Genomic DNA, 17,022 nt, shown 5'->3' on the forward strand with positions numbered 1-17,022 from the left:
CATGAGAAAGTGAATTCGAGATGGCCTCAGTCCTCTATACAGAAACCCTGCCGCTCGCGCCGGCGATCATCCGTGGCGAGGTGGTCTCCGCGGGTCTCGTGCCCTTCGGGGGCCGGAACGGCGACCTGCAATTCGCCGCGCCCGATCCCATGACGCTGCTCCGCCGCCTGCCGATGGGCAATCCCCAGCGGCTCGCCGACCTGCATGCGATCTCGGTCGACGAGATCGTCGAATATCTGCGGTCGCTGGGCGACGCGCTGACCCTCGCGCGCAACGAGCATTTGCAGGCTTCGATCGAGCTCAGCATGCAAACCGCGCCCACGACGCCGCCGCTGGTGCGCAACCAATATGAGCGTTTGCCTTCGCTCTTCACGCGCGACGCGCTCGAAGACACGATCGACCAGATCGGACGGCCATTCCTCGACGGCTGGGTCCATACGCGAACGGCGGCAACCGGCGCGAAGCGTTATGTCCGCGCGTTCGGCGCGCGGTCGATCCATGTGGTCGCCGGGAACAGCCCGGTGCTTTCGGCGGTCACGGTGATCCGCAATGCCGTCGCGCGCAGCGATGCCATCATCAAGGCGCCGTCGAATGATCCCTTCACGGGCATCGCGATCGCACGGACAATGATCGACATGGCGCCCGATCATCCCATCACCCGCCACCTGAGCGTCGCCTATTGGCGCGGCGGCGACGAAGCCTTCGAAAGCCAGCTTTACCAGCCGCACAACATCGACAAGATCGTGGCCTGGGGCGGCTTCGCGTCGGTCAAGCATGTCTCGCAATATCTTCAGCCCGGCCTCGAGCTCGTCACGCTCGACCCGAAGCGCAGCATCAGTATCGTCGGAAAAGAGACGTTTGCGGAGGGCGCTTCGATCGACGAAGCCGCCCAGCGCATCGCCGCCGATGTCGGCGCGCACAACCAGGAAGTCTGCGCCAGCGCGCGCGTCATCTATGTCGAATCGGGAACCGACGAAGCGGGAATCGCACGCGTTTCGGATCTCGCGAAGCGCGTTTACGACCGGATGATGGTCCTTCCCGAGCGGATCAGCACCAAGCCCAAGCATGGCATCGATCGCGAACTTAAAAAGGCGATCGACGCGGCGTCTATGCTCGACGATTTCTACGAAGTCGTCGGCGGCGGCGATGGCGAAGGGGCCATGATCGTGTCGAAGCTCCCCGAGCCCGTCGATTTCGCGCCGACACTGATCAATCGCGTGGCCAATCTCGTACCGGTCGACAGCCTCGACGAAATCTTTCCCCGCATCGACAGCTACACCCAGACCGTCGGCATATATCCCGAACAACTGGCGCCGCAGATCGCGGACAAGGTGGCGATCGCGGGTGGCCAGCGGCTTGTTTCGCTGGGTTTTGCCGGAGCGACGATGACCGGGTTCGGCGGACCCCAGGACGGGCTCGAGCCGACGCGGCGCCTCGTCAAATGGATATTCCGCGAAGAAGTCGATCCCAAGATTACCCGCCCGATCTGGGTTGATTGACCGAGCCGCACCAACTCACGGAGAGAAATATGGATACCATGGTTAGCGCGGTGCCGCCGCATGTCGATCCGGCGCTTGTCGTCGATTTCGATATCTACCGCGATGCGGGCCTGCTTGAGGACGTCCATCTCGCCTATTCGGCGTTACAGCGGCGCGTGCCGGACGTCTTCTACACGCCGCGCAACGGCGGCCATTGGGTCGCGACGCGCCATGATATCATCGCGCAAATCGTCCGCAGCCCCGAGCATTTCTCGACGCAGCAGATGAATATCCCCTACAATCCCAACCCGCCGGTGTTTATCCCGCTGTCGCTCGATCCCCCGGACAATATTCCCTTCCGCCAGCTGCTCCAGCCCATCTTCGCCGCCAAATCGGTTCGCGAGATGGAGCCCGACCTGAAAGCCTTCGCGGACGAGCTGATCGACCGGGTGGCGGACCGCGGCGAATGCGACTTCCTCGAAGATATTGCCGCCCATTATCCCGTCGGCGTTTTCATGCGCTTGATGGGGCTGCCGATGGAAAAGCACGGCATTTTTCGTCGTCTCGCCGAAGAACATTTCGCCGTGTCCTCGCACGAGGAAATGCGCGCTTCGATGGTCGACATCACCGGCGAACTTGGTCTGTGCATCGCTGAGCGGCAACGCGAACCGCGCGACGACCTGCTGAGCCAACTGATCGCCGCCGAACTCAAGGACGGGCGCCGTCTCACCGATAACGAACTGATGTCGATGGTGCAGCTGCTCTTTCTCGCGGGGCTCGATACGGTGACCAATGTCATGACCTTCGGATGCCGTCATGTCGCCCGCGACCCCGCCTTGCAGGAGCGGCTTCGCGGCAATCCGGCCGAGGCGGGCGCCTTTGCCGAGGAGGTGATCCGCATGTTCGGTGTCGTCAATACGCCGCGCCTGGTGGTCGACGACATCGATCTTGCGGGAGCACGCTTCCGGAAAGGCGATATGGTGCTGAGCATCCTGAGCCTCGCGGGGCGTGACGATCGCCACAATGACGACCCGCTCCGCTTCGATCTCGATCGGGAAGCGCGGACCCATCTGACGTTTTCGACGGGCCCCCACCTCTGCCTCGGCCACGCGCTGGCGCGTACCGAACTGCGCATCTTCTACGAGCAATGGTTCAGCCGCATGCCCGCGTTCCGGGTTGCCGACGATCGCGATCCCGGCAGCCGCGCCGGACTGGTGATGGCACTCGACAGCCTTCCGCTCCGCTGGGACGCCGACGTGGCACCAGTCCGCGCGGCCTGAGCCATGGCAGGCTCAGAAACGCTCGCCCAGACCCTGCAACTGACGATCGACGGACGGGGCGTCGACGGGGCCGGGCCAGCGCTCGATGTCGTCGATCCCTCGACGGGCGCCGTGTTTGCGCAGGCGCCTTGCTGCTCGGCCGAACAGTTCGACCATGCCGTCGCCGCGGCCAGGGCCGGCGCGCGCCTGTGGGCCGCGGTGCCTTTCGATGACCGCAAGGCGAAGGTGGCGGAAATCGCGCCGTTGATCCTTGCGCATGCCGAGACATTTCTGAACCTGCTGGGCCAGGAACAGGGGAAACCGCGATGGCTCGCCGAGGGCGAAGTGCGCGGGGCGGCGGCCTGGGCCGCGGCTGCGGCGGGCTTCCACTTGCCAGAGGAACGCATGGAGGACGGTCGCGGGGGGATCGTCACCATCCAGCGCGTCCCGGTGGGCGTCGTGGCGGGGATCATTCCGTGGAACTATCCGCTGCTGACGGCAATCATGAAGATCGTTCCGGCCTTGACCGCGGGGAATGCGCTGCTGCTGAAACCGGCCCCGACGACGCCGCTGTCGGCACTGTATCTGGGCGAACTGCTCCGCGACCATTTTCCTCCCGGTGTGTTGAATGTGCTGAGCGGGGACGATGGACTTGGGCCCTTGCTCGTCGACCATGAGGGGGTCGACAAGATTTCTTTCACCGGATCGACCGCCGTCGGCAAAAAGATCATGCGGGCCGCCGCGGACCGGCTGAAACGCGTGACGCTCGAGCTTGGCGGCAACGACCCCGCGATCATCCTCGCCGATGCCGATATCGCGGCTGCCGCCGAACAGATCTTCTGGGCCGCCTTCCGCAACTCGGGGCAGGTGTGCGTGGCGACCAAGCGCGTTTATGCGCATGCCGACATTTTCGACAGCCTGTTTGCGGCCTTGACGAAGCTTGCTGAGGCGATCCCGATGGGGCCATGGACCGACCCCGAGGCGCGTCTCGGTCCGATCCAGAACAAGGCGCAATTTGAGCGAGTGAAGGCCCTTGCCGACGGGGCCCGCGCGGCGGGGCTTACTCTCGTCCAAGGTGCTCGTGGCGGCGACGCCAATGGCTATTTCTTTCCCGTCACGCTGGTCGAAGACCCGCCCGAAGAGGCCCCCGTCGTGCAGGAAGAGGCTTTCGGGCCGATCCTGCCGATCCTGCGCTTTACCGATGTCGAGGAGGCGATCGCGCGCGCGAACGGCACCCGCTTCGGTCTCGGCGCCTCGGTCTGGTCGCGCGATGTGCAAGCGGCCGAGAAAATTGCCGCGCGTCTGGAAAGCGGGACGGTCTGGGTGAACCAGGCCGGGGGCGGCGGACCGAACCAGCCGCTGGCGGGACACAAGGAGTCGGGCATCGGCGTCGAGAATGGCGCGATCGGCATGCTCGACTATATGCTCGTTCGGGTGACGACCGTCCCCGGCGCGACGGCATGATCCGGGGAAAGCGCATCGTCCTGACCGGGCTGACCGGAAGGCTGGGCGGAGCCATCGCTGATGCACTCGCGGCGGATAACGAGCTGTTCGGGCTGGCGCGCTATTCCGCGCCGGATTCCGAAGCCTATTGGAAATCGCGCGGGGTGCACACGGTGCGCTGCGACTATGCGAGCGGCGATTTTGCCGGAGCACCCGAGGCGGCCGACTATGTCCTCCACGCTGGCGTCTGGACCGGTGAGGGCAGCCCGGGCGGCGAAGCGGGCCATGCGATGGTGCAGAATGCCGAAGGTACGGGCCTCCTGATGGCGCGTTACCGCGACGCGGCCGGCTTTCTCGCCTATTCGACGATGGGGGTCTATCACCCCGATCCGCCCGGCCGCGGCTATGACGAGGATGATGATCTGGGTCCGGGACCGGCGAGCATCAATTATACCGCGAGCAAGCTTGCGGCCGAGGGCGTCGTGCGGACGCTGTGCCGAATCCATGGCATTCCGACGACGATCGCCCGGCTGACGTGCCAATATGGCGAGCATGGATCGGGCGGCATTCCCAAGATGTTCGCGCTCGATCCGCTGGTTTCGGGGCAGCCGATCATCATCGCCCCCGACGGCGAGAAGTTGCGGTCGCCGATCCACAATGACGATGTCATCGCCTTCATCGAACCGATGCTCGCGGCGGCGTCCGTCCCCGCCACCATCGTCAACTGCGGCGGCGACGAGCCGGTCAGCGTCGAAGCCATGGCACGCGAGTTCGCAAGGCTCACCGGACTCGCGCCCCAATTTGCGGTGCGCGATCCCTATCCCTATCCTTATGGCCACCTTGATCCGACGAAGCGCATTGCGATCACCGGACCGTGCCGCGTCCGCTGGACCGAGGGGATGCGCCGGCTCCTGCTCCATTCTTACCCGCATCTTCTCGCCGCCGATCCCACGCCGGACTGAGCGGCGCGCCGTGCCGTCAACCGTGCGCCGCGCCTTCGCCGGTGCCGAAATCGGGCGCCCGGCCCATCAGTAGAAGGAGCAGCGCGGACATCAGCAGCGCGGGTATCGCAAGGTAGAAGAGCAGCTGATAATCGCCATTATTGTCGTAGATCAGCCCGGCGATTAGCGGCCCGGTCCCCGAACCCAGGGCGATCAGTCCGACGACGGTACCCCAGAGCAGGCCATAATTCTGCAAACCGAAATAGCGTGCCGAGAGAAAGGCGAGGACATCGATCTCGGCGCCGATCGCCAGTCCGAGTAGCGCCGCCGCGGTCGCCGCCCACAGCATCGATCCATCATATCCCAGCAGGATGACCGGAGCGAGGGCCGGTATGCTGAACGCCAGGACGCCGATCATGCGTCCGTCGATGCGGTCGAGCGCCAGCCCGGTCACCAGCCGGGCGATCAGCGCGGCGACGCCGAATGCGCCGGCGGCCACCGCCGCCGAAGCCCGATCGAGCCCGCCCCCCGTCACGATCGGCACGAAATGGACGAGCATCGCGGTTCCGGCCGCGGTCGCGAGATAGCCCGCGGTCGCGAGATGATAGAAGGAGCGCGAACGAAACCCCGCCGCGGCGGACAGGCCGGGCCGCAGGCCGGGGTCGATCGCGCGCTGCTTGCGCGTGCGCAGCAGGTCGCTCGCGTCGAAGAAAAGGAACCACACCAGGGGGAGAATGACGAAAAGGCCCAGCCCGCCGATCGCGAAATAGGCGCTTCGCCAGCCATGAATGCCGGTCAGCCAGTTGAGAATGGGGGGACCGATCATCGACGCGATGCCGCTGCCGCAAAGCGCGAAGGCAAGCGCGATTCCGCGGTGCCGTTCGAACCGGCTGACGACGGCCGCCGACCAGACGGTCGGCTTGATCAGGATCGAGCCGCTGGCCACGAAGAGCCACCCCAACCACCAGGTCCAAATGGACGGGCCGGCGAATGGCAACGCCAGCATCGCCGCCGAATAAAGAAAGACCCCGGTGAGCGCGATTCTTCGGGCGCCCAGCCGGTCGATGAGCCGTCCGACAAAGGGCGAGCCGAGGACGGTTGTCACGCTGACGATGGTCAGGCCCGACGAGATCGCCGCACGCGACCAACCATATTCCTGCTGGATCGGGGCGATAAGAACGCCGAGACTATAAACATAAAGGGTGCCGAGCCCGAGCCCGACACAGGCTGCGAATACGACCGAGGCGCCGGCATCCCTGATCATATTCATTCCCGTTCCCTGCACCGCTCGCCTCGCCGGAGCGGCGCGCGATGCGAATGACAATTTCATACATTTTATGCAATTTGTATCAGGGCGACGCTGCGCGATGTCAAGCGGCCTTGCGCGCGGCTTGCGAAGGCTGGTCGGTCAGTGCGCGGTTTCGGCGACGAGGCTGAGTTCGACGTCGAGACAATCGATCAGCGTCATGCCCGTCGACCGTTCGGTCCATTCGGGGCCGACGCCGAGCAGAATGTTCATATTGCCGCCCGCGGTTCGATTCGCGCGGTCCCATCCCCCACCATGGCCCCAGCCATGCGGATAGCAGATCGTGCCGCGCACGATGTCCGGCGAGACCTCGGCTTCGAACGCGACCGCTCCGTTCGGCGATCGCACGCGCACGATATCGCCCGACGCTATCGATCGGGCCTCCGCATCGGTGGGATGGACGAGCAGAACCGGTCGTTGCGAGCGGACGAGCTTGTCGACATTGTGCATCCATGAGTTCATCGAACGGATGTCGCGCCGACCGATAAGGCGCAGCGTCGAGGTGTCGCGGGGCGCTGACATCTCGGCGACCAGCCGGGCGATTTCTTCGCCGATCAAAGGGTCCCATAGCCGGAGCAGGCCATCGTCGTGACTGATCCGCAGACGCCATTCATGCGCGTCGTCGGGAAGATCGTCGACCATCACGCCGTGTGGAAAGTCGAGCAACCGCTCGCGCGACCAGCCATCTTCGCGTGCGCCGAACCGGTCGCCCGCGGGCCCTTCGCGCAGCATCGCATCGATCTGATCGCGCGGCGAAGGCAGATGCCCGGCCTGCGCCAGCGCGATTTTCTCCGGTGAGGCCGTCGGCGCCGCCATGCCCAGGCGGTGCGCGATCTCGCAATAGATTTGATATTCATCGCGGGATTCACCCTGAGGATGAACCACCGCCTCGCTATATTGCAGGAAAGGCGACTGAAGTTCGCCGAACGCCACGAACGGCCAGTCGCCGCGCTCGAGAAAAGTGGTGGTCGGGAGGATATAATCGGCGAACGCGTTCGTCTCGTTGCGGTAGAAGTCGAACGATACGAACAGGTCGAGCGCCGCCAGGGCCCGTTCGAGCATCTCGCCGCCGGGCGCCGACAGCAGCGGGTTGCCGGAGGACATGAACAGCGCGCGGACGCGGCCCTCGCCGGGCTCCAATATGTCGCCGGGCAGGACCGCGAACGGCATCTTGCCGCCGATCGAGGGAAGGTTCCCGATGCGGCTGAACGGCGCGCCATAGCTGCCGCTGAAAGGCTTGGCGGTCGATGCCAGCATCTGCTGGCCGAACCGCGTGCCGCCCGGCGCGCCATAGCGGAGCGTCACGGCGTTGATGGCGCCGAGCAGAAAGGCGCCGAGCATCCCGTAACGGCCTCGGCACAGCCCGAGCCCGCCATAGATCGCCGCCCGGGGCGCGCGGCAGAAGTCCGCGGCAAGCCGGCGGATCGCGTCGGCCGCGATCCCCGTCCGCGCTGCCGCGGTCTCCAGATCGATCCGCGTCACCGCGGCGAGGAGATCGGGCCAGCCGTTCGATATTTTTGCGATTTTCGCGTCGTCGAGCAGCCCGTCTTCGGCCATCGCCTTGAGCATGGCGAGGAGAAGCCAGACGTCGCTGTCCGCTTCGATCGGCACATGCTCATAGCGCGAGGCGGTCTCGGTCCGCCGCGGATCGACCACGACGACGCGGCCCTTTGCCGCGACGCCGTCAAGATCATGCCGGATCCGCGGGGTGCACATCAGCCAGCCGTTCGACACCAGCGGATTGGCGCCCATGATGATGAGGAATTCGCAATCGGCAAAGTCGGGGAATGTCACCGGGAAGGGGGCGCCATGCAGGATGTTCGTCGCCACCATCCGGGCGTTGGTGTCCTGCGACCCCGCGCCATAGGGCTTGTGGCTTCCCAGCCCGCGCATGAAGTCGAGAAAGGTCATCACGCAGTCGCTCGAAAAGGCGGTCGGGTTGCCATAATAGGACGCGATCGCGCCGGCATCGCCCGCGGCCTGGATATCCGCGATACGCTGCGCGATGTCGTCCAGCGCGTCATCCCAGCTGACTTCGACGAACTCCCCCGGCGCGCCGGCGCGTTTGAGCGGCGCTTGCACGCGGTCCGGATCATGGGTGACGCGGTGCATGTTGACGCCTTTGACGCAGGCGTGCCCCCGCGACAGCGGGTTGTCCTTGTCGGGGGCGATCGATTCGATCCTGCCGTCCTTCACCCGCGCGACGAGACCGCAATGCGCCTCGCAGATCCGGCAAAATGTCGCATGATCGCCGTCGCATCCGGTGTTTGGGTTGCGTGTCACTCGCCTCTCCTCGCATCGTCATGAGACGAAACAGCCTCAAATATGATACAAATCAGGAAAAAAGTATAGAAAAAGTGCAAACGGGATAGCGCGCGCCGCGCCATCGTCGGCCAAGCGCGGTGGTCGTCACCACGCACACCTCCGCGCCCGCTCCCGTTGCCTGTCGGTCCGCGGTGCGGCGCGCGCGCAACGATGCCGCGATCGGATCGCGACAGTATCGCTTTGACCTGTCGCGCTGGTAGCGCTACCAAATATCACCGAACTGCGAGTGATATGACAGTCGAAGGGAGAAACGGGGATGAAGAAGGCGATGGTCCTGATCGCGGCGATGACGTGCCTGTCGTTGCCCGCCGCCGGTCTGGCGGCGCCGCGCGGCCTGCCGGTCGGCCAGTGCATCAACATGGGCAACAGCCTCGAGCCGCCGACCGAAACGGGATGGGGCGGGCATGCGATCGCCGATGCGGATTTCGCCAATATCGCCGGGGCGGGTTTCAAGACGATCCGCCTGCCGGTGCGGTGGGACAGCCATGCCGCGAAGAATGCCCCCTATACGATCGAACCCGCCTTCCTCGCGCGCGTGAAGCATGTCGTCGGCGCGGCGCAGGCGGCGGGGCTGAACGTCATCCTCGACAGCCATAATTTCGAATCGATGCACAGCGACCCGATCGGCAGCGCCCCCCGCTTCGCCGGCATCTGGAAACAGATCGGGGTCGCCTTTGCCGGGCAGCCGACCGCGACGCTGTGGTTCGAACTCGAGAATGAACCGCACGACAAATTCACCAACGCCAACCTGCTCGAAGCCTTGTCGCCGGCGCTCGCCGCGGTGCGCGCGACCAATCCCGACCGGCCGGTGATCATCGGCGGCGAATATTGGAGCGGGATCGATTCCCTCGCGACGCTCACGCTGCCCGACGATCCGAATGTCTATCCGACTTTTCACTATTATGAGCCGTTCCAGTTCACCCATCAGGGCGCCGAATGGGTCGATCCGTCGCCGCCGCTCGGTCGCGCCTATGGCATCGGCGACGATGCCGAACGGCTGGTGCGCGATGTCCAGAAGATTCGCGATTACACCGCGCGCACCGGCCTGCTGCCCTTCATGGGCGAGACGGGCGCGCATACGACGGTGCCGCTCGACCAACGGGTGCAATATCATGCCGCGGTGACCAAGGCCTTCGCCCCGCTCGGCGTCGGCATGTGCATGTGGGCCTATACCAACACCTTTCCCTTCTATGACAGCGACAAGAAGGCGTGGCTGCCCGGACTGCGCGGCGCGGTCGGGCTTCCCGATGCGACCACCGCGCCGGCATCCGCCGCCGCGTCGCCGGCCCCTGTCGCGGCCGGCGAGCGGCAACCTACAGCCGAACTGCAGGCGCTCGACGACAGTCTGCCGGGCACCCTGATCAACGACCCGTCGGCGCTCGACTGGTCGACCTTCGGCACGATCATGAAGGCGAAGACCGTCAAATCGGCGGACATCCCCGGCGGCGGCGCGGCGATGCAATTCACGCTGCAGTCGCTGGGCGTCGCGGCCTATGACGCCGGCGCCAATGTCCCGATTCGCACCGCGTTGCGCGGCAAGGGCGAGTATGTCGCGGCCTTCTGGGCGCGCACGGTCAAGTCCGACGCGCCCGACGGCAAGGGGCGGATCGGCGTCCGCTTTCAGCAGAATGTCGCGCCCTATGCGGGGTTCGGCGACACCGTCCTGACCGTCGGGTCCGAATGGCAGCTCTACGAAATCGCCGCGACGGCCGATCGCGATGTGCCCAGGGGGCAGGCGGTGCTCGGACTCCAGTTGGCGGGTGCGCGGCAGACGGTCGAGATCGGCCAGATGATCATCGTCGAGGGCGCCAAATCGATCCGTCAGGCCGCGGCACCGGCGGCGTCCGCCGCCGACCCCGAACTGCCGCCGCAGCTGGTGGGCAAGGGCGACCTGCTCAACGATCCGGCGAACCGCGACTGGCTGCTCTATGGCGAGAAACAGGTGGCGAAGGCGACGACGACCAACGTCTATGGCCGCGTCGCGACCTTGCTGACGGTCAGCGCGGCGGGGGCCAACGCCTATGACGCGGGTGCCGCCGTCCCGCTGCGCGATGGAATCGCGGTCGGCGACCGGCTGCGCATCGCGATCCTCGCGCGCACCGTGTCGGCATCGACCCCCGACGGGCAGGGCAAGCTGGCGATCCGGCTGCAGCAGAATGGCGCGCCTTACGATGGCTTTGCCGACAATATATTGGTCGTCGGGCCGAACTGGCGGCTTTACCAGATCGGGACCACGGCATCGCTGGCGCTCGCCGCGGGCCAGGGGCAGCTCGCGCTGCACACCGCCGGAGCGGCGCAGGCGATCGAGATCGGCCCCGTCTATGTCTTGCGCGAAGGGACGCCTTCGGCTGGAATGGGGGAATGAGGCCAGCGCCGCCGTTCGACACATTGCGATTGACGACGGGCGCGGCGGAACTGGTGCTGGCCCCCGCCGCCGGCGGCGCCATCCTGTCGTGGCGGGTTGATGGTCAGCCGATGTTCCACGGCGCGCGAGCGGCGGCGGCCCCGGGTTGGAACCCGCTCGACATGGCGAGTTTCCCGCTCGTGCCCTTCTCGAACCGCATCGGCAGCGGCGCCTTTCTGTGGGATGGTGTCCGTCACCAACTGCCGCCAAGCGCCTTGCCCGACCGCCATGCGATCCACGGCGTCGGTTGGCGGCGGGCGTGGCGGGTGATCGAAAGCGCCGCCGACCGCGCGCTGCTGCGTCACGAACATGACGCCAGTGCCGACTGGCCATGGGCCTATGCCGCCGAGCAGCGGTTTCGGCTGACCGAGTTTGGACTGGAGATCGCGATGACCGCGACCAATGCCGCCGATGGCCCGGTGCCGCTGGCGTTCGGCCTGCACCCCTATTTCGACGCGGCGGGGGCGCATCTGCGATTTGCCGCATCGCCGATCTGGCGGTCGGGCGTCGACGGCCTGCCCGCGTGGTCCGAGCCGCCCGGCGCGGACAGCGATTTTCGCGAGGGCCTGGCGGTGGCGGCGACCGACCTCGACAATGGTTATGACGGCTGGGACGGGCGCGTCGCGATATGGTGGGCCGATCGCCCCTATGCGCTGCGCATCAACTCCGACCTGCCGTGCGCCGTCGTCTACACCCCGGCGTCGGCGGACTTCTTCTGCTTCGAGCCGGTGCCGCACAGCAACAATGCGCTGAACCTTGCAGGCGAAGGCCGCGCGATGCCGGTCGTGACGCCCGGCGAGCCCTTTTCCGCCGATGTCCGCTTCGAAGTCCTGCCCCGCGAGGCCGTCCAATGACCGATCCCATCCGCACCATCGTCATCGTCGGCGGCGGCACCGCCGGCTGGATGGCCGCCGCCGCCGCGGCGCGCTTTCTGAACGACGGCCAGCGACGCATCCTGCTCGTCGAATCCGATGCGATCGGCACCGTCGGGGTCGGCGAGGCGACGATCCCGCCGATCCGCGATTTCAACAACATGCTCGGCATCGACGAGGCCGAGTTCCTCCGCGAAACCGGCGCGACCTTCAAGCTGGGGATCGAGTTCGTCGACTGGGGCGCGCTCGGCGAGCGCTATCTGCATCCGTTCGGCGATCCGGGGCATAATTTCGAAGGCATCGCCTTTCACCAATATTGGCTGAAGCACCGCCACGATCCGCGCATCGGGCCGTTCACCGACTATTTCATCACCGCCGCCGCGGTGCGCCATCGCGGCTGTGCGCCGCAAAGCGGCGACCCGCGCTCGCCGCTCCACCAGATGGCGGCGGCCTATCATTTCGACGCCGCGCTTTACGCGTCCTATCTTCGCCGCCGCGCCGAGGCGCAGGGGGTCGAGCGGATCGAGGGGCGGATCACGGGCGTCGCGCGCGATGGCGGGAGCGGTCATGTCGCGGCGTTGCGCCTCGCCGACGGGCGCGATGTCGCGGGCGATTTCTTCATCGACTGCTCGGGTTTCGTCAGCCTGCTTCTGGGCAAGGAAATGGGGGTCGCCTATCGCGACTGGTCGCGCTGGCTGCCCTGCGACCGCGCGTTCGCGGTGCCGTCGGCGCGGACCGATCCGCTGATCCCCGCGACGCGCGCCACCGCGCATGGTTTCGGATGGCAATGGCGCATCCCGCTCCAGCACCGCACCGGCAACGGCATCGTCTGGTCGAGCGCCCATGCCGGCGACGACGAAGCGCGCGACACGCTGCTCGCCAATCTGGACAGCGAAGAACTCGCCGAACCGCGCCAGCTGCGCTTCACCGCCGGGGTGCGCGAGCGTTTGTGGGAGGGCAATGTCGTCGCGCTGGGACTCGCCGGCGGCTTCATCGAACCGCTCGAATCGACGAGCATCCATCTGATCCAGACCGGGATCAACAAGCTGTTCTGGCTTTTCCCCGACAGGCGCTTCAGCGCGGTCGAGCGCGACGAATATAACCGGCTGATGATCGATCAATATGAATATGTCCGCGACTTCATCATATTGCATTACAAGGCGACGGCGCGCACCGACACGTCCTTCTGGCGCGACATGGCGGCGATGGAGATCCCCGACAGCCTGGCACAGAAGATCGAACTGTTCCGCACCAAGGGCCGCATCCGCCGTTTCGACCACGACCTGTTCGGCGTCGCCAACTGGGCGGCGGTGATGCTGGGGCAGAATATTGTACCCGACGGCTATGACCCGCTGGTCGATGCGACCGACGACGACCGGATCATCGCCGCGATGCAACGGATCGCGTCGGTGTTCGATCAGCAGGCCCGCGCGATGCCGCCGCACGCCGACTATATCGCGCGGCTGGTCGCGCGTTAACGCGGCCCCATCAGCCCGCGCAGCACGAAGTTGCGGATCGTCTCGTCGCGTTCGGGCGATGCCGCGCCCTGCACGCCGCGCGCATGCGGCGGTAGGTGGTCGGCGGCCGCCGCGCCGTCGTCGCCGAAGATATAATGGTCGAACCAGGTCCGCCACGCCGCGCGCTCGGCGGCGGGCAGGTCGCGGATCGCGAGCAGCGCATGGGCAAAGGCGAGCAGCGGCGAACTCCCCGCGCGCGCGTCGAGCCAGTAATTGACCATCAGGTTGAGCGGCCCCGTGGCGCGGATATTGTGCCACCACAGCGACGGGATGAAGATCGCATCGCCGGGGCCGAGGGTCGCGACCTGGGCCGCCTCCATCGCGCCGGCGAAGCGCGGGTAACGCGCGAGGTCGGGGTCGTCGACCGCGACCATGCTCACCGGCTGCCCCGCCGGGGTCTTGTTGAGCGGGCCGAGGTAGAGGTTCGCCACCTGCTCGGGCGGGAAGAGGACGAAGCGGCGGACACCCGACACGACAACGGCGACATTGTCCGACTGGTCGAAATGCGTCGCTATATGGCTGTCGTTGCCGATCCACATCCGCGGCGTCGCCCCCGGGGTGTCGAGGGGAAGGCGGTGGTCGGCAAGGAAGCCCGGCATGAAATCGGCCGCCGCGACCGACCCGGCGTAAAAGCTCGGCGGGGCGGCCTGTTCGCGTGCCCACAGCAGCCGGTCGAGCAGCGGCCCGACGCGCGCCTGTTCGGTGCGGAAATTGAATCCCGCCATATCGTCGCGATAGAAATAATGGCCGGCCATGCCCGGCGGCGCGGTGAAGACGTTCATCGCCGCGCCCTCGCCATAGCCTTTGAGCAATTGCGCCATCGCATCGGGTCCGGCGCGGCCCGCAGCGACCGCGGGCCAGTGGGCGGCCAGCCCGCGCAGCACCAGCGGACGCGCCGCCGCCTCGGCCAGCGCCGCCGCGGCCTTGGGCGCCTCGACCGCGGCAACCGGCGCGGCGCTGGCCAGCCAGTCGCTCATGGGCAGGGGATCATGACATCCGCGGTCGACGCCAGCCGGACGTCGGCAAGGCTGAAGCGCGCCGCGCCCTCGGTGGTCAGCCGGAAGGGGGTTTCGACCCGGGTCATGTCGGCGCCTTTAGCAGCAAAGCATTTGAGCGGCACGCCATAGCTGCGCCATTCGCCGAGCGGCGCGGTCGCCAGCGCGGCGAAGGGAATCGCGGTCCGGTTGAAGACCAGCATCGCCGTTTCTGCCGGGGGCTGGTCGACGCGCATCGTCGCGACCAGCAGCAAGTCGCCATTGCTTTCGCGCGTCAGTTCAACGGGCGCGTGGCTCGACACTTCGACCGTCGCGGGGCCGCCCGCGATCGCGAACTGCCGGGCGCCTTCCTGCACGATATGGTCGGTCGCGGTGACGGTGACCCGGCCGCCGAGCGCCTTGGCCGGGACGCTGCTGATCCGTGTCGTGTCGCCCGCGCCGTCCATCACGCGTAGCGACCAGGACGCAGCGGGGACGCCGCGCGCGAACCAGTTGGTGCCGCTGTCGCTGTCCGCGACCCCGGGGTCTTCGGACAATCGGGTCCATGCCCTGTCGTCCGCCAGTCCGAGCCCATAGCCGAAGGGGAACAGCACCGGTCCGTCGGCGCGCGCGGTGGCGGGCCAGGCGGTGGGCAATTTGCCGGTAAAGTCGAAGCGCGCTTTGCCGTCCTGGCCCGCGATCAGCAGGTCGGCGACGCCCGCGCCTTCGGAACCCGGAAGCCACGCCGCGACAAAGGCGTCCGCCGTGTTGAGTTCGGGGTTCATGAACAGCGGGCGCCCGCTGATCATCACCGCGATGACCGGTACGCCCTGCGCCTTCAGTTTCTGCATCGTCGCGAACGGCGCGCGCAGTTCGGGGCGGAGCTGGAGCGTTTTCAGGTCGCCCTGGAATTCGGCATAGGGCGTCTCGCCGAACACGACGATCGCCGCGTCGGGCTTTTTCCGATAGGCGCCGTCGGGGGCCAGTTCGGCGCTGCCGCCCGCGGCCGTCACCGCATCGTCGATCCCCTTCCAGATCGATGTTGCGCCGGGGAAGTTGGCGTTGGTGACGTCGGTGCCCTGCCAGCTGATCGTCCAGCCGCCCGACTGGCGCCCGATGTCGTCGGCGGCGTCCCCCGCGACCAGCACATGGCTGCCCGGCTTGATCGGCAAAACGCCGCCCTGATCCTTCAGCAGCACCAGCGACTTGCGCACCGCCTCGCGCGCGATCGCGCGGTGATCGGGCGCACCCAGCAACTCCCACTGCCCGGCATAGCGCCGGCTCGACGGCTTGCCGGCCTCGAACAGCCCGAGCCGCATCTTGACGCGCAGGATGCGCGCGACCGCATCGTCGAGCCGCGCCATCGGCACCGTGCCGTCCTTCGCCTGCGCGACGAGCGAGGTCCACATCGCCTTCCAGCTGTCGGGCGCCATCACCATGTCGAGTCCGGCGTTGATCACCTGCGGACACGACGCGTTGGTGCATCCGGCAACCTGGCCATGCGCGTTCCAGTCGCTGACCAGAAAGCCGTCGAAACCCATATGATCTTTCAGCAGATCGGTAAGCAGTGACTTGTTGCCGGTGTTCTTGACCCCGTTCCAGCCTGAGAAGCTGACCATGATCGTCGCGACGCCCTCACCGAGCGCGGGCACATAGGGGGCGCCGTGAACGTCGCGCAATTGCTCCTCGCTGATCCGCGCATCGCCCTGGTCGCGCCCGTCGACCGTGCCGCCGTCGGCAAGAAAATGCTTGGTTGAGGCTATGACATAGGGGCCCTTGAGCAAATCCTTGCCATCGGCGGGGCCCTGCAGCCCGCGCACCATCCGCCCGACATAGTCGCTGACCAGCGCCGGGTCCGAAGAATAGCCCTCATAGGCGCGGCCCCAGCGATAATCCTGCGGCACGGTGACGGTCGGGGCGAAGGTCCATTCCATGCCCGTGGTGCGAATTTCGAGCGCGGTCGCGCGCGCGATGCGCTCGATCAGATCGGGATCGCGCGCCGCGCCCAGTCCGACATTGTGCGGGAACAGCGTCGCGCCGATGATATTGCTGTGGCCGTGCACCGCGTCGGTGCCCCAGATGATCGGGATCGCGACCCCGCCGCCGCTGCTGTCCACCGACGCCGCGTAGAAGGCGTCGGCAAGCGCCAGCCATTTTCCGGGCGCGGCGAAATCGTCGCCCCCGGGGCCGCTGCTGCCGCCGTTGAGGATCGATCCCAGATGATAGGTTTTGGCGTCGGCGGGGGTGGCGCTGCCGATATCGGCCTGGACGATCTGCCCGACCTTTTCCTCGACCGTCATGCGCGCGATGAGCGCCGCGATGCGCGCCTCGGTCGCGGCATTGCGCGGCAAAGGCCATGTCGGCGCCGGCCATTTTTCGGGGTGCGCGGTTGCCTCGGGCGGGACCGGGGCGAGCAGCAGCGGCGCTTCCCGAGCGCCGCTCTGGACCGCGCAGGCCGATAGCATCAGGGAAAGCAGCCAGATATGCTTGCGCATCATGATCC

11 protein-coding genes are annotated in these 17,022 nt (G+C 66.7%); 7 read left to right on the plus strand and 4 right to left on the minus strand.

Going from position 1 to position 17,022, the window contains the following annotated elements:
• Positions 1-20: 20 nt before the first annotated feature.
• Genes ASD67_RS01255 through ASD67_RS01270 form a run of 4 tightly spaced genes read left to right on the plus strand, consistent with a single transcriptional unit; the run spans position 21 to position 5,142 of the window.
• On the plus strand, positions 21-1,499 hold the full coding sequence (locus tag ASD67_RS01255) for an acyl-CoA reductase (protein ID WP_056342085.1): 1,479 nt from the start codon (positions 21-23) through the stop codon (positions 1,497-1,499).
• Positions 1,500-1,528: 29 nt separating this feature from the next.
• The gene (locus ASD67_RS01260) at positions 1,529-2,758 is read left to right on the plus strand and encodes a cytochrome P450 (protein ID WP_056342088.1); all 1,230 of its coding nucleotides are present in this window, start codon (positions 1,529-1,531) and stop codon (positions 2,756-2,758) included.
• A gap of 3 nt (positions 2,759-2,761) precedes the next feature.
• A complete protein-coding gene (locus ASD67_RS01265; protein ID WP_056342091.1) occupies positions 2,762-4,201 on the plus strand; it encodes an aldehyde dehydrogenase family protein in 1,440 nt (479 codons plus the stop codon).
• Positions 4,198-5,142 (plus strand): NAD-dependent epimerase/dehydratase family protein, encoded by a 945-nt coding sequence (locus tag ASD67_RS01270; RefSeq protein ID WP_056342094.1) that lies wholly within the window; start codon positions 4,198-4,200, stop codon positions 5,140-5,142. Before ASD67_RS01265 ends, ASD67_RS01270 begins: the two co-directional genes overlap by 4 nt.
• 16 nt (positions 5,143-5,158) lie before the next feature.
• Here ASD67_RS01270 and ASD67_RS01275 read toward each other — a convergent pair whose 3' ends face one another.
• Entirely contained in the window at positions 5,159-6,391 is a 1,233-nt protein-coding gene (locus ASD67_RS01275; RefSeq protein ID WP_056342097.1) for an MFS transporter, read from the minus strand.
• A 138-nt stretch (positions 6,392-6,529) separates the two neighbouring features.
• Complete coding sequence (locus ASD67_RS01280) at positions 6,530-8,710, minus strand: molybdopterin-containing oxidoreductase family protein (protein WP_056342100.1); 2,181 nt, start codon at positions 8,708-8,710, stop codon at positions 6,530-6,532.
• A gap of 298 nt (positions 8,711-9,008) precedes the next feature.
• Here ASD67_RS01280 and ASD67_RS22510 point away from each other — a divergent pair, with 298 nt between their 5' ends.
• Genes ASD67_RS22510 through ASD67_RS01295 form a run of 3 tightly spaced genes read left to right on the plus strand, consistent with a single transcriptional unit; the run spans position 9,009 to position 13,506 of the window.
• On the plus strand, positions 9,009-11,117 hold the full coding sequence (locus ASD67_RS22510; RefSeq protein ID WP_235535524.1) for a glycoside hydrolase family 5 protein: 2,109 nt from the start codon (positions 9,009-9,011) through the stop codon (positions 11,115-11,117).
• Entirely contained in the window at positions 11,114-12,010 is an 897-nt protein-coding gene (locus tag ASD67_RS01290) for an aldose 1-epimerase (RefSeq protein ID WP_082544758.1), read from the plus strand. Before ASD67_RS22510 ends, ASD67_RS01290 begins: the two co-directional genes overlap by 4 nt.
• Entirely contained in the window at positions 12,007-13,506 is a 1,500-nt protein-coding gene (locus tag ASD67_RS01295; RefSeq protein ID WP_056342108.1) for a tryptophan halogenase family protein, read from the plus strand. The genes ASD67_RS01290 and ASD67_RS01295 overlap by 4 nt, the downstream gene beginning before the upstream one ends.
• On the opposite strand, the gene ASD67_RS01300 is transcribed toward ASD67_RS01295, so the two are convergent.
• Together ASD67_RS01300 and ASD67_RS01305 are read right to left on the minus strand one after the other, a co-directional pair.
• Positions 13,503-14,522, minus strand: coding sequence for a cupin-like domain-containing protein (locus ASD67_RS01300; RefSeq protein ID WP_056342109.1), 1,020 nt, complete (start codon positions 14,520-14,522; stop codon positions 13,503-13,505). The genes ASD67_RS01295 and ASD67_RS01300 overlap by 4 nt on opposite strands.
• On the minus strand, positions 14,519-17,017 hold the full coding sequence (locus tag ASD67_RS01305; protein WP_056342112.1) for a glycoside hydrolase family 3 protein: 2,499 nt from the start codon (positions 17,015-17,017) through the stop codon (positions 14,519-14,521). Before ASD67_RS01305 ends, ASD67_RS01300 begins: the two co-directional genes overlap by 4 nt.
• Between the last annotated feature and the right edge of the window lie 5 nt (positions 17,018-17,022).

The sequence above is a fragment of the Sphingopyxis sp. Root1497 genome, assembly GCF_001427085.1.
Classification (GTDB): domain Bacteria; phylum Pseudomonadota; class Alphaproteobacteria; order Sphingomonadales; family Sphingomonadaceae; genus Sphingopyxis.

What these genes read in the sequence shown, in the direction of transcription:
- ASD67_RS01290 (WP_082544758.1), top strand. Translation starts at nt 11,114, where the DNA reads ATGAGGCCAGCGCCGCCGTTCGACACATTGCGATTGACGACGGGCGCG.
- ASD67_RS01305 (WP_056342112.1), bottom strand. Translation starts at nt 17,017, where the DNA reads ATGATGCGCAAGCATATCTGGCTGCTTTCCCTGATGCTATCGGCCTGC.
- ASD67_RS01275 (WP_056342097.1), bottom strand. Translation starts at nt 6,391, where the DNA reads ATGAATATGATCAGGGATGCCGGCGCCTCGGTCGTATTCGCAGCCTGT.
- ASD67_RS01295 (WP_056342108.1), top strand. Translation starts at nt 12,007, where the DNA reads ATGACCGATCCCATCCGCACCATCGTCATCGTCGGCGGCGGCACCGCC.
- ASD67_RS01270 (WP_056342094.1), top strand. Translation starts at nt 4,198, where the DNA reads ATGATCCGGGGAAAGCGCATCGTCCTGACCGGGCTGACCGGAAGGCTG.
- ASD67_RS01255 (WP_056342085.1), top strand. Translation starts at nt 21, where the DNA reads ATGGCCTCAGTCCTCTATACAGAAACCCTGCCGCTCGCGCCGGCGATC.
- ASD67_RS01300 (WP_056342109.1), bottom strand. Translation starts at nt 14,522, where the DNA reads ATGAGCGACTGGCTGGCCAGCGCCGCGCCGGTTGCCGCGGTCGAGGCG.
- ASD67_RS22510 (WP_235535524.1), top strand. Translation starts at nt 9,009, where the DNA reads ATGAAGAAGGCGATGGTCCTGATCGCGGCGATGACGTGCCTGTCGTTG.
- ASD67_RS01265 (WP_056342091.1), top strand. Translation starts at nt 2,762, where the DNA reads ATGGCAGGCTCAGAAACGCTCGCCCAGACCCTGCAACTGACGATCGAC.
- ASD67_RS01260 (WP_056342088.1), top strand. Translation starts at nt 1,529, where the DNA reads ATGGATACCATGGTTAGCGCGGTGCCGCCGCATGTCGATCCGGCGCTT.